12 protein-coding genes and 1 other RNA gene are annotated in these 12,383 nt (G+C 42.5%); 3 read left to right on the top strand and 10 right to left on the bottom strand.

The features are described 5' to 3' along the window. Positions 1-24: 24 nt before the first annotated feature. The 6 genes from oppC to GVO60_RS05930 all read right to left on the bottom strand — a co-directional run bounded on the left by oppC (position 25) and on the right by GVO60_RS05930 (position 7,422). The gene (gene oppC / locus GVO60_RS05955) at positions 25-927 is read right to left on the bottom strand and encodes an oligopeptide ABC transporter permease OppC (RefSeq protein ID WP_159651861.1); all 903 of its coding nucleotides are present in this window, start codon (positions 925-927) and stop codon (positions 25-27) included. Positions 928-942: 15 nt separating this feature from the next. Continuing rightward, a complete protein-coding gene (gene oppB, locus GVO60_RS05950; RefSeq protein ID WP_159651860.1) occupies positions 943-1,863 on the bottom strand; it encodes an oligopeptide ABC transporter permease OppB in 921 nt (306 codons plus the stop codon). Between the two features lie 129 nt (positions 1,864-1,992). After that, positions 1,993-3,624: an ABC transporter substrate-binding protein gene (locus GVO60_RS05945; protein WP_159651858.1), complete on the bottom strand. Its 1,632-nt coding sequence runs from the start codon at positions 3,622-3,624 to the stop codon at positions 1,993-1,995. A 592-nt stretch (positions 3,625-4,216) separates the two neighbouring features. Further along, positions 4,217-4,313: signal recognition particle sRNA small type (gene ffs, locus GVO60_RS05940), an RNA gene on the bottom strand. A gap of 127 nt (positions 4,314-4,440) precedes the next feature. Then, positions 4,441-6,450: a GGDEF domain-containing protein gene (locus GVO60_RS05935; protein ID WP_159651856.1), complete on the bottom strand. Its 2,010-nt coding sequence runs from the start codon at positions 6,448-6,450 to the stop codon at positions 4,441-4,443. Between the two features lie 231 nt (positions 6,451-6,681). Beyond that, positions 6,682-7,422 (bottom strand): VP0952 family biofilm-associated protein, encoded by a 741-nt coding sequence (locus GVO60_RS05930; RefSeq protein WP_159651854.1) that lies wholly within the window; start codon positions 7,420-7,422, stop codon positions 6,682-6,684. Positions 7,423-7,473: 51 nt separating this feature from the next. Between GVO60_RS05930 and GVO60_RS05925 the strand changes: the two genes are divergently transcribed. Beyond that, positions 7,474-7,776 carry an MGMT family protein gene (locus GVO60_RS05925; protein WP_159651852.1) on the top strand — a complete coding sequence of 101 codons (303 nt, stop codon included), beginning with the start codon at positions 7,474-7,476 and terminating at the stop codon, positions 7,774-7,776. Between the two features lie 31 nt (positions 7,777-7,807). Here GVO60_RS05925 and GVO60_RS05920 read toward each other — a convergent pair whose 3' ends face one another. After that, on the bottom strand, positions 7,808-8,236 hold the full coding sequence (locus GVO60_RS05920; protein ID WP_159651850.1) for a YbaY family lipoprotein: 429 nt from the start codon (positions 8,234-8,236) through the stop codon (positions 7,808-7,810). 193 nt (positions 8,237-8,429) lie between these two features. Here GVO60_RS05920 and tesB point away from each other — a divergent pair, with 193 nt between their 5' ends. Beyond that, a complete protein-coding gene (tesB, locus tag GVO60_RS05915; RefSeq protein ID WP_159651848.1) occupies positions 8,430-9,290 on the top strand; it encodes an acyl-CoA thioesterase II in 861 nt (286 codons plus the stop codon). 22 nt (positions 9,291-9,312) lie between these two features. On the opposite strand, the gene GVO60_RS05910 is transcribed toward tesB, so the two are convergent. Further along, a complete protein-coding gene (locus tag GVO60_RS05910; protein WP_159651846.1) occupies positions 9,313-9,786 on the bottom strand; it encodes an Lrp/AsnC family transcriptional regulator in 474 nt (157 codons plus the stop codon). 117 nt (positions 9,787-9,903) lie between these two features. Here GVO60_RS05910 and GVO60_RS05905 point away from each other — a divergent pair, with 117 nt between their 5' ends. Further along, positions 9,904-10,974, top strand: coding sequence for a PLP-dependent cysteine synthase family protein (locus GVO60_RS05905; protein ID WP_159651844.1), 1,071 nt, complete (start codon positions 9,904-9,906; stop codon positions 10,972-10,974). 56 nt (positions 10,975-11,030) lie between these two features. Here GVO60_RS05905 and GVO60_RS05900 read toward each other — a convergent pair whose 3' ends face one another. Beyond that, the gene (locus tag GVO60_RS05900; RefSeq protein WP_159651842.1) at positions 11,031-11,351 is read right to left on the bottom strand and encodes a DUF1244 domain-containing protein; all 321 of its coding nucleotides are present in this window, start codon (positions 11,349-11,351) and stop codon (positions 11,031-11,033) included. Between the two features lie 127 nt (positions 11,352-11,478). Beyond that, positions 11,479-12,360 carry a Tim44 domain-containing protein gene (locus GVO60_RS05895; protein WP_159651840.1) on the bottom strand — a complete coding sequence of 294 codons (882 nt, stop codon included), beginning with the start codon at positions 12,358-12,360 and terminating at the stop codon, positions 11,479-11,481. Positions 12,361-12,383: the final 23 nt, after the last annotated feature.

Genomic DNA, 12,383 nt, shown 5'->3' with positions numbered 1-12,383 from the left:
GCTTCCTTAATCTTTCTATTTTAATTATCTGTCTTTTGGATCCAGCGCGTCGCGCAGGCCGTCACCAACATAGTTGAAGCAGAATAGAGTCACAACCATGAACGCTGCTGGGAATGCCAGCTGCCAGATTGCTACTTCCATTGTCTGAGAGCCTTCCTGAAGAAGTGCGCCCCAACTAGTCATTGGTTCCTGTACACCAAGACCAAGGAATGAAAGGAATGATTCAGTCAGAATCATGCTTGGAATTAGAAGCGTAGAATATACCGCAACAATGCCAAGTACGTTTGGAACGATGTGGCGAGTAATGATTTTCCAGTTACTTACACCACAAACGTGTGCAGCTTCGATGAACTCTTTACTACGTAAGCTAAGCGTTTGACCACGTACAATACGCGCCATGTCTAGCCAAGCAATCGCACCGATAGCAACAAAGATCAAAACGATGTTACGACCAAAGAATGTCACAAGTACGATAACTAGGAACATGAATGGTACAGCGTAAAGGATCTCAAGAATACGCATCATCACACGGTCAACTTTACCGCCGATAAAGCCTGACGCTGCACCGTAAAGCGTACCGATAAGTACTGCTACGAATGCACCCATCACGCCAACCATCAGTGAGATTCGACCACCAACAAGAGTACGTACATACAAATCACGACCTAAGCTATCAGTACCAAACCAGTGCTCTGCATTTGGACCAACGTGCATGGCATACCAGTCAGTATCATCAAAGGTATAAGGTGCGATCATTGGCAGGAAGATGACTGCCATTGTCATAATGAATAGGATACAAAGACTCACCATAGCCGCTTTGTTACGCATAAAGCGGATACGGGCGTCTTGCCACAAACTACGACCTTCAATTTCCAGATTCTCTGCAAATTTCTCGACCGCTTCTAAATTCTCTTTTTTCGTTAACATAACCAAACTTCCCTGTTAGTAGCGAATTTTCGGGTCAATCATTGCTAGTAAGATATCAACGATCGCGTTGAATAGAATGAAGAGTAAACCAATCAAGATGGTTACACCCATTACTAGCGAGTAATCTCGGTTGAAGGCAGCATTAACAAACAGTTTACCAATGCCAGGAAGACCAAAGATTGTTTCGATAACAACCGAACCTGTGATGATACCTACGAATGCAGGGCCCATGTAAGAAACAACAGGTAGAAGTGCTGGTTTAAGAGCGTGTTTGATGATGATGTAACGGTAACTTAGACCCTTCGCACGAGCGGTACGGATAAAGTTACTGTTCAATGTTTCAATCATCGAACCACGTGTAATACGGGCAAACGTTGCCACGTATAAGAGGGACATACCGATGACCGGCAGTACTAAATACTTAAAGCCTCCATCGTGCCAACCACCTGCGGGGAAAAGATTCCAGTGCAGCGAGAACAGGTAGATAAGTGCAGGAGCCAGTACGAATGACGGCATTACCACACCAATCATTGCCGTCGACATGATGGTGTAGTCCACCCAGGTGTTATGTTTCAAGGCGGCTATGGTACCGACCGTGACACCCATGATGACTGTAAAGATAAAGGCGATGAAACCCACTTTTGCAGATACAGGCAGTGCAACCGAGATAAGCTCGTTTACTGAATAATCTAGGTACTTAAATGAAGGACCAAAATCACCCTGTACTACGTTGAATAGGTACGTCGTGTATTGTTCAAAAACAGGCTTATCTAGGCCGTATTTAGCTTCGATGTTAGCCATAACTTCAGGAGGTAACGGTTTCTCACTAGAAAATGGGTTACCTGGCGCAAAACGCATGAGAAAGAAAGATACCGTGATCAAAACCAACATAGTTGGGATCGCTTCAAATATCCTTTTTGCGATGAATTTAAGCATAAACTCACTCTTTCAGTCTGTGACATTAAAATTAAACAAGTTCAATCAAGTAAATTTTGATTGAAGATAGGCGCTACATGTGATTTCTCACATGCAGAGCCTCTTTTTTATAGTTCTATCTGCTCAGGATTATTGAGCGGTGATGTAAAGATCTTTTGAGTAGATCTTTTCTTCCGCGTTAGCTGATGGGAAACCACCAACGTGCGGGTTAAGTAGACGAGAACGTACGTACTGGTAGATAGGTGCTATTGGCATATCTTTCGCCATTAGCTTCTCTGCTTCTAGGTAAAGAGCTGTACGCTCTTCTTCTGAAGTAGAGTTAAGAGCCTTGTCGATAAGCGCATCGTAATCTTTGTTACCCCAATGTTGACCACCAGTTGTGTTCTTGCTCACCATTAGCGTCAGGAATGAAGACGCTTCGTTGTAGTCACCACACCAACCAGCGCGAGATACTTCGAAGTCACCCTGATCTTTAGTAGATAGGTAAGTTTTCCACTCTTGGTTTTCTAGAGTAACGTCTAGACCAAGTGTCTTCTTCCACATAGAACCAAGTGCTACAGCAATTTTCTTGTGGTTCTCGTTTGTGTTGTAAAGAAGGTTAAACTTAAGCGGGTTGTCTTTACCGTAACCAGCTTCAGCTAGAAGACGAGCAGCTTCAGCATTACGCTCTTTCTGAGACATAGTGCCGTACTGAGGTAGCTCTGGGTTGAAGTTAGCTGTAATTTCTGGAGTTAGGAAGTAAGCTGGCTTCTGACCTTGAGCAAGGATCGCATCTGTTACGATGTTACGGTCGATAGCGTAAGAAATCGCTTTACGAACGCGAACGTCGTTAAATGGTTCTTTCTTAGTGTTGAATGAGTAGTAGTAAGTACATAAGCTACCTTCAACAGAAACTGATTCTGGGTACTCTTTCTTCAGGCGCTTAAAGTGCTCAGTTGGAAGAGTTGAAGTGAAGTCGATTTCACCAGATAGGAAACGATTCATTTCCGCTACCGCATTTTCAATAGGTAGGAAAGTTACTTTGTTCAGAACTGTATCAGCGTTATCCCAGTACTGTTCATTACGTTTAAGCTCTAGACGCTCGTTCACTACCCAGTTGTTAACAACGAATGCACCGTTACCAACAAAGTTTTCTGGTTTAGTCCACTGATCACCGAACTTCTCTACTGTCGCTTTATGAACCGGCTTCATCGTAGTGTGACCAGTCATCATTACGAAGTAAGGAACTGCTGTGTCTAGTTCAACAACCAATGTGTGATCATCAACTGCTTTAACACCAAGTTCAGACTTGTCTTTCTTACCTGCAACGATGTCTTTAGCATTCTTCATCTTGGTGTATTCCATGTACCAAGAGTATGGAGAAGCTGTTGCTGGTTCTACAGCGCGTTGGAAAGAATATACGAAATCGCCTGCTGTTACAGGGTCGCCGTTAGACCATTTAGCATCTTTGCGTAGGTGGAAAGTAAATGTTTTGTTGTCTGTTGTTTCCCAAGACTCTGCAACACCAGGGATAGTGTTACCGTCAGCATCTTGGTTCACCAAGCCTTCAAGGATATCACGAATAACGTGAGACTCTGGTACACCTTGAGATTTGTGAGGGTCGATAGTCGCAACTTCAGTACCGTTACCACGTACTAGTTCTTGCTTATCAGCGAGTTTAACGCCAGCTGGAACATCAGCTGCAAGAGTTGCGGTAGAGGTAGCAGCCACTGCTAGACCAGCACCTAGAAGAAGGGCTTGAGTGATTTTGTTCTTATACATGCTTAAAACTCCAAATTTTTCATTTGCATCCATGACTTCTTTGCAAGTTCACCAGAACGGGCAGTGATTTAGATTTATTTAGCACAAAAAATGAGCAGAAAAATCTAAAACCTTACAAAGATTGCGGCACACATTATCAATCATTGAAGTAATTTGCCATAAAAATGTAGCAAAAAATCGCATAACTGCCCGATTACTTCAACAATTCAGCAAAAAACACCACCAAAAATAAAAAAACTAGCATATTAGTGCGAGATATTTATTGCGGTTAGATTGACATGCCATTTTATCTATAAAGACACTAGCATTTAGCATCTTATGCTAGATATTGTGCAAAAAAATTAACATTAAGTATGCAAAGCAGATAACAATTAGCTACATTGCTCTCGTCCGATCAGACAATTTGTGATGTGAGTCACTCAAGCGTGACTTAGTTTCGGCAAGCTACTATTATCGGCTTAAATAATAAGAAACTTAAATTATTTCAAATGGTTACATTCAAGTAATGAATACGTATGGTTAGCATAGAAAAATATCTATCGGATGAAGGAATAAAGTTCAAATAGGGGATTTCTGGAGGCCAGATGGGCGGAGACCCCAGCCACATCCCGGCACACACGTCGCCTGCTGCGGCTGCTCCCTTCCGGGCCTGACCGAGTTCACAAGTTAGTGTTGCGGGAGGACCAGGGCCTCCATAGATTTTGTTTCCTTAGCATGGCTAAGGAGTGAGAGGATTATCAGCCATTCATTCTTCTATTACAAGTGTATTCGGGAATAAAAATGGGGTTTTCGTTTCAACTGCTTAGTGTGTAACCACTATTGCTTAATATTCACAACTCTATGGTCAGATTCTTCTTGAAAAACTTTGGCTCTTAATGCGTTTTTATGCTCGTACATTGAAATGTCGGCTTCATGCATGACTTCTTGTAAACTCATAAAGTTACGTCCGGGTTCAGAAACGCCGAAAGCTATAGATACAGTAAATGAAATACTCTTATCACTAGATACAAATGGAATGGCAGTGAGCCTATCTTTTATTGAATCAAGTTGAGATTCACTGACCTTGCCGACGAGTACAAACTCATCACCACCTATACGATAACTGCCGCCATGCCAGCAACGCTCAATATGCGCACTTACATTTTGCAGGACTTGGTCGCCGATTTCATGTCCGTAAGTGTCATTGATTTGCTTAAACTTATTCACATCTAAATAGATCAATGTGTCATCACCATTAATGCCACTTCCGTATTTCTGTTTAAGTGCTCGTCTATTTTTTAATCTAGTAAGGTTGTCGCTATTGGATTGACTATGCAAGTACATCGCCACAACAATAAGGAAACCAAGCACCAACAAGAATAAGACTTGGCTTTTACGCGAAAATGCTTGTTCAGCATGTAGTGTCGCTTTCCAATTGGGCTGATAGTCATAGACCGAAATAATTCGCTCCACATCAATCATTTTAATTGCACGGCTAAACAACGGAGCTAACGAACTGCCTAGGTCATTTTTCGCAAAACCGATGGCGATAGGAGATTGATAATAACTACCGATTAATGTTTCCTCGACGAAAGGAAGAAGGTCATTTGAATCACGGAGTCTCTTATTAAAGTTGGCACGACTTACTGCTAAATAATCAATCTCGCCTTCCGACAACGCCTCAAACAGAGCATCATCACTTTGGTAGGCTAAAAGTGTTTTATTTGGCAGTCGCTGAGAAAGAAGCTCTTGATAGAAATCATCTTTCACTACTCCGATTCTTTCTGCAATAAGTTCCGAAACATTACTGTAAACGTTATCTTTATACCCTTCCCTTTTCACTAGAATGGCTTCAGGGAAATAATACGGTACTGAAAAGTAAGCGATGTTTTTCCGAATTTCGGAGATTGCAATCGGTGACAACACATCGATTTTTTTATCAATCAGATCATGGTACATGCTTTCCCAAGATTCATCTTCAGTACTCACAACATCACAAGTCAGCATTAATATATCGCAAGCTTGAAGCATGACATCAGCTGTAATACCCGAAATAACGCCATCTGGGTGATAGCTAGCAAATTGGCCTATATTCTCAATTTTCACTCGTAGCGGCTTACGGTAATTAACATTGCTATCAATTACCGATTGTCGTAGAGCTTGTTTTCTGAGGTCAAATTGATATTTCTTCACCGACTCACGTAACAGCTTCTGAACTTGCGCACTATGAACGTAACTTTCAATCAAACTAAGAAGTTCGAGGTGTTTGGTTTTAGGGGTAATAATAGAGACAGGCTTTATCGTAAGCTGATGATTTAGAAGTTGCGCGTCAAAGCCTGCGAGTAACATTGGCTTTAATTGGTTTATTGCATCGACAACCCCATCAACTTGATGTGATTCTACGAGCAATTTAGCTTGTTCATGACCGCGATACTCAACCAGCTTTATGGATGGATAATTCGCGGCAATCAGTTCTCCATAAATAGTACCGGCGGGAACCCCAACTGCATCGACTTGATTCAAGTCTGCGTTGATCAAGCTATATAAATAGGTGTACTCAATATTGGTGGGACTTGAAAACTCAAACAGCGTCGATCTTTCTTCTGTGAAAGTAACATTCGCAGCAAAGTCCGCTTCTGATGTTTCAACGGCGCGGAGGATCGCGTTAAAACTTGGATAGTAAACATATTCGATATCAAGGTTAAAGCGCTCAGAGACGGCATCAAACAAAATGCGCGAAACCACATCGTCAGCTTCCATTGCCACCTTATATTTTGTACTCGCAATAGATGATTGAGCAAATAGCATAAAGCACAAAAAGCACCATACGCGCCAGAAGTAAGCCATCCTAGCCAATTCCTACATGAATAATTATGAACTCCATATGATCCGATCTTGCAGCTAAGTAAGCAAATCTCATAAATCTATTACTTTTCCATTTCTCGAGAGTTAACCCAGAATTAGTAACTTGCCTTGCTCAATAACACTGAAACGGCCAAGCCGAACAAATATTGCGCAATTTTGACACACATAAACGCCTATGCCAACCGCATATAAAAAACTTTAAATTGTGACTATTTATATATCCGACTCTTCTTCGGCACTGCGTAAAATATAATCTGTCATCCATGCTGTACCGAGCAAGCACAACCAAACAACAAAAACGGGGTTAGGTACTTCAATATTGGGAGAAATGACCAGAGCAGCAAAGCCAACCGTTGGTAACGTCCAGCACAATAACTTAGTCCACTTGAAGGTCTTAAGCTTCGCCAAACTTTCCATTGAGGCAATGATACCTGTGATAGACAATGCCACTAACGCAGCGTACGACAAATCCGCGATCCACAATGGAAGAATCAATCCTAGTGCCCACCAGCTATGTTTATTTGATGAACTCCAGTGAGTTGCCGACCACCAGATAACAATAACAGCAAGAGTTTGTACCGCTGTGATAATTGCATCACCACCCAGTTTTCCACCGGATTGCGTCACCATAATCCCAACTTGTAAAGTGGTGACAATTAATGCAGAGGTTAAAACAACCGTTAAACTACTGCGCTTAGAAAACACAACCATTAATAGCGGGAACAAAACCCAAACACTTACAGATAAGGCGATGGGTTGATATGGTAACGTTAAACCATAAGTCGTCATTGCCGCCATTAAAATGAGGCCAACAACGCCACCTTGAGGTAATATCCAAAGCGCAGGGATAAGTAGAGCCAATACGGGAATATCGCCTTCACTTAAGCTGATCGCTCTCGCGCAGACAACCGCTAATAGGGTTGTAATTATGAATTGAAAAGTAGAAAACACCATGCCCCCTCTCCTTATCCATTCCTTGGAAAACTGAACTAGGACAGATTCATTATGGACCAGTTTTTAATGCAAATCTTTGCTGTAATTCACCAAATTCCACCCGGAAAAGTAACAACTTACGGAGAGATCGCAAAAATGGCAGGTTATCCTGGTTATGCACGCCACGTTGGCAAAGCACTAGGAAATTTACCAAAAGGAAGCAAATTACCTTGGCACCGGGTAATCAATAGTCAGGGGAAAATATCGCTCAAAGGCGAAGATTTAGTAAGGCAAAGAACTTTATTAATTGAAGAAGATGTCGAAGTGACAATGGATGGGAAAGTGCGGCTTAAAAAACACAAATGGCAACCTTAAGGCTGCCATCTAATAAAAAGGTTTTGCGTTGTTAGTTACGCACACCGATTAAACGTAAATCTACGTTATCTGTACTTGCTTGATCGGTAATCACTGGGTAAGAAGTATCTGTGATGAAAAGTAGCTGGCCATCGACTTCAATACGAGCGCTTACACTGTAGCGGTGGCGAGCTTCAATTTTCGCCGTATCGTACGCTAGATCAAATTCAAAAGGTACTTGTGCACCATTTGTTTCAAAGCGATGTTTCGCGATCACTTTTGCTGGAGCGTCAGCTAATGACACATCCTGAAGCGTAATTGTCACCAATGCATTATCCGGTAGTGCAATACGCTCACGGTAAGCCACCGTACCTGTCACAGATTCCACTTTCGCTTTCTCTACTTCTTTTTCCGATGATTGACAGCCAACCAAGACAATACCAAGTACCACTGACGTAATTATTGCTAGTGCTTTTTTCACAAAGCCTCTCCTAATTCGTTAAATTCACAGAGATTATAGGTAGGGATTATGTGATTGTCATTGCAGTTGTAGCGGTATTAACAGATTCTTGACGGTAAACAGATTTCGATGACATTTTACTCAAACAACTGTTTAAAATATTACTTAACGCTTAAAATAGACGAAATAACAGAAATCATATAAGGGTCTTTGGATGAGCAAACCGCTTAACGAACTGCTGGATCTCCTGCAATTGGAAAAACTAGAAGAAGGTCTATTTCGAGGCCAAAGTGAAAACTTAGGCTTACCACAAGTGTATGGTGGACAAGTCATCGGCCAAGCATTGTCTGCTTCTCGCTACACCGTTGACCCAGATCGAACCGTTCACTCGTTCCATAGCTACTTCCTTTATCCTGGTGATCCAGAAAAGCCTATCATCTACGATGTAGAAAACCTTCGTGACGGTCGCAGCTTTAGTACCCGGCGTGTAAAAGCGATTCAAAACGGTCGCCCTATCTTCTACTTAACGGCGTCTTACCACGGAGATGCTCCTGGATTCGAACACCAAAACATCATGCCAGAGATCCCAGGGCCGGAAAACTTTGCTTCGGAATCCGAGCTTGCCTCTCGAATTGCGGACTTTTTACCAGAAAAGCTTAAGAAAGCATTCTGTGGAGAGAAACCAATCGAAATGCGACCAGTGACTGTCGTAAATCCTTTAAAACCACAAAAAGCGGAACCTAAGCAATACTTGTGGATTAAAGCAAATGGCGAGATGCCGGACAATCAACTCATCCATCAATACCTATTGGCTTATGCGTCTGATTGGGGCTTCCTCGTCACTGCATTACATCCACATGAAGTATCATTGATGACACCTAAGTTCCAAGTGGCCACCATTGACCACTCTATTTGGTTCCATCGCCCATTCAAAATGGATGACTGGTTGCTGTACGCCATTGAAAGCCCAACAGCAAGCAACACTCGCGGTTTAGTTCGAGGTGAGATCTACAACCGTGAAGGCCACCTCGTCGCAACTGCCGTTCAAGAAGGCGTAATGCGCTTTACTCAATAAATTAAGTTCAAGTGGGGAGGATTCACTCTCCACCTATCGGCAATGCAGTCGTGTATTTAAGCGGTTCCATTGCAAAAGTCGATGTCACATTCGAAATCCCCGCCACAGAGTTAACCAACTTCTTATAAAAATGGTCGAAGCACTGCATATCCTTGACTTGCACTTTCATCATGTAGTCATACTCCCCCGCCATTCGATAGAACTCCATTACTTCAGGAAACTCTGAAGCCGTAGAGACAAAACGGCTATACCACTCATGAGAATGATCACTGGTTTTTACCAATACGAAAGCTGTGAATGAAAGATCCAGTTTTTCAGGATTGAGCAATGCGACCCGTTTTTGTATTACACCCGACTCTTCCAGTTTCTTCAGCCGCTTCCAACAAGGTGTCGTCGTTAAATTAACCGCTTCCGCAAGTTCGTTAAGCGAGAGCGTCCCATCATTTTGCAGCAATGAGAGTATTTTTCGATCGATTTTATCTAATCCAGTTTCCATACTTAGCCAATAATAGAATTATTTTCTCCAAATAAAGCAAACTAGAGCAAATAAAGCAAAGTTTTTCTCCTAGCTAATCGTTAAATTAATAGCATAACGATTCTAAGGAGAAACCCTATGTGTACTGACCATAATTGGATTAACAATGCCGTCCGTAAAATTGAAGCTGACTATCAACGCAGTGCTGATACTCACTTAATCAAGCTTGAGCTACCAAGTATTGATGGCATCGATATCTATCTTAAAGATGAAAGTACGCATCCAACAGGTTCTCTGAAGCACCGTTTAGCTCGTTCACTGTTTTTGTACGCTATCTGTAATGGTTGGGTTGGCCCAGAAACGACAATCATCGAATCTTCATCTGGTAGCACCGCTGTCTCAGAAGCATATTTTGCTCGTCTACTTGGATTACCTTTTATTGCTGTCATGCCAAAATGCACTGCACGCAAAAAAATTGAACAAATTGAATTTTACGGTGGTCAGGCTCACCTTGTAGACCGCTCAGACCAAATCTATGCAGAATCACGTCGCCTCGCTGAAGAGCTTAACGGTCATTATATGGATCAGTTTACCTACGCCGAACGTGCAACAGACTGGCGCGGGAACAATAATATCGCCAATTCCATCTTTAGCCAGATGGAAATGGAAGATCACCCTGTTCCAGCATGGGTTGTAATGAGCCCGGGCACCGGTGGTACTTCAGCGACGATTGGCCGTTTTATCCGCTACCAGAAACACGATACAAAGCTGTGTGTGGTTGATCCTGAAAACTCGGTATTTCATGAGTACTTTAAAACTGGGAATAAAGAGCTAAAGGGTGATTGTGGAAGTAAAATTGAAGGTATCGGCCGCCCTCGCGTAGAGCCGAGCTTTATTCCTGGCGTAGTCGATGAAATGCGCACTATCCCAGACGCAGCATCGGTTGCAACAGCACACTGGTTAGAGAAGATGCTAGGACGTAAAGTGGGCGCTTCAACAGGTACAAACCTTTATGGTGTACTTCAACTTGCTTGCGAAATGAAACAACGTGGCGAGAAAGGATCAATCGTAACATTATTGTGTGACAGTGGTGAGCGCTACCTAGACACCTACTACAACCCAGAATGGGTCAAAGAGAACATTGGTGACTTGCAGCCATATTTGGCGAAATTAGAAACGTTTGAGGCAACTGGATTGTTGGATCAATAAAGTAGCAAAAGCTAGATGCAAAAACCGCCATTCATTGAATGGCGGTTTTTTTGTTTTTACTTGTTATTTTGGCGTGCTTCAAACGCAGCCATTTGCTCCGGCGTGGCCTTAGGTTGATGGTTTTGCTTCCACTCGTCGTAAGTCATCCCATAAACACGCTCACGGGCATCATCAATAGAAAGATCCAGACCTTTCTCATCAGCTTCTGCTTTGTACCACTTACTAAAGCAGTTGCGGCAGAAACCCGCTAAGATCATCAGATCAATATTTTGGACGTCTTTATTCTCATCTAAGTGAGCAAGTAAACGACGAAACGCCGCTGCATCTAGTTTGTCCTGCTCTTCCTGAGAAAGATTTTTGTATTTAAATTCAGCCACTTTACTTTCCTTTATGATTATTTTTTCAAACACTATCTTATCAAGCAAGATTAGTGTTGCTCAAATACAAAAACGCCCAAGCTTTAGCTTAGGCGTTTTAAGTGTTGTTTGTGAAAGACTAATCAGATTAGCCTTGAATACCAACAATCAACCACGGTGCATTTGGTGCAGTCAAATCACGCTCTAAGTGCCAAATATCAGTGATATCGTCTTCGATACCTTCAACAGCATCGCGGTAACGACCACTAAATTGCAGACTCAGTTGCGCTTTACTTGCATCGTAATCTGCACGAACAATTTCAGCATCAACATACATCACATCAGTGTGCTGCTCACCATCAAGCTTCGCACGCTCAGCTTTTAGATCTTCATACAAGCTAGCAGAAACATACTCTTCAATCGTATTCAGCTGATTGTGATTCCAAGCACCTTGCAATACACGGTAGTGCTCACGAGAACCATTGATGAAAGCTGCTTGGTCAAAACCCGGTGGGTAGTTATGAGGGACATCAGACTGAGTACCAAAACCAAAACCGCCACCTTGAGGTGCATTTTGTGGTTGCTCAAAATTATGCACATTAGGCTGTTCAAACTTAGGCGCAGAGCCACCGAAAGCAGGTTGCTGACGGTTCTGATTCATACTGCCCTGCTTCGCTCCGAGCATGCCACGCATCAACTTGAAGATAACAAACGCAATTAAACCGATGATTAAAATATCCATAAACTGGATACCTTCAAACGCACCACCAAAAAATGCAGCAAGCAGGCCACCAGCAAGTAGACCACCTAACAGGCCACCCATTAAACCTTTTTTGCTTGAGCTCTTCGCCGTTTGCGTTTTTTGATCTTTACCAATTGTATTGGTGTTTTGCTGCTGTTGTTTCGGCGCTGGCGCAGTCTTAAAGCTTTTGCCAAAAGATTTACCGCCACCAAACTTCTTAGCTTCAGCGATTGGCGTAATTGCCACTGAAACCATTAACAAAGCAACAAGAGAAAACAATCGTTTCATATTTATCCTTGAGGGTTCTTACA

This window comes from Vibrio atypicus, from assembly GCF_009811315.1.
GTDB classification, from domain to species: Bacteria; Pseudomonadota; Gammaproteobacteria; order Enterobacterales; family Vibrionaceae; genus Vibrio; species Vibrio atypicus.
Note: the sequence above shows the minus strand (reverse complement) of the source record. Positions and strands in the feature narration are given on the sequence as shown.

What these genes read in the sequence shown, in the direction of transcription:
- GVO60_RS05925 (WP_159651852.1), top strand. Translation starts at nt 7,474, where the DNA reads ATGGACCAGTTTTTAATGCAAATCTTTGCTGTAATTCACCAAATTCCA.
- GVO60_RS05910 (WP_159651846.1), bottom strand. Translation starts at nt 9,786, where the DNA reads ATGGAAACTGGATTAGATAAAATCGATCGAAAAATACTCTCATTGCTG.
- oppB (WP_159651860.1), bottom strand. Translation starts at nt 1,863, where the DNA reads ATGCTTAAATTCATCGCAAAAAGGATATTTGAAGCGATCCCAACTATG.
- GVO60_RS05930 (WP_159651854.1), bottom strand. Translation starts at nt 7,422, where the DNA reads ATGGTGTTTTCTACTTTTCAATTCATAATTACAACCCTATTAGCGGTT.
- GVO60_RS05905 (WP_159651844.1), top strand. Translation starts at nt 9,904, where the DNA reads ATGTGTACTGACCATAATTGGATTAACAATGCCGTCCGTAAAATTGAA.
- GVO60_RS05895 (WP_159651840.1), bottom strand. Translation starts at nt 12,360, where the DNA reads ATGAAACGATTGTTTTCTCTTGTTGCTTTGTTAATGGTTTCAGTGGCA.
- tesB (WP_159651848.1), top strand. Translation starts at nt 8,430, where the DNA reads ATGAGCAAACCGCTTAACGAACTGCTGGATCTCCTGCAATTGGAAAAA.
- oppC (WP_159651861.1), bottom strand. Translation starts at nt 927, where the DNA reads ATGTTAACGAAAAAAGAGAATTTAGAAGCGGTCGAGAAATTTGCAGAG.
- GVO60_RS05945 (WP_159651858.1), bottom strand. Translation starts at nt 3,624, where the DNA reads ATGTATAAGAACAAAATCACTCAAGCCCTTCTTCTAGGTGCTGGTCTA.
- GVO60_RS05935 (WP_159651856.1), bottom strand. Translation starts at nt 6,450, where the DNA reads ATGGCTTACTTCTGGCGCGTATGGTGCTTTTTGTGCTTTATGCTATTT.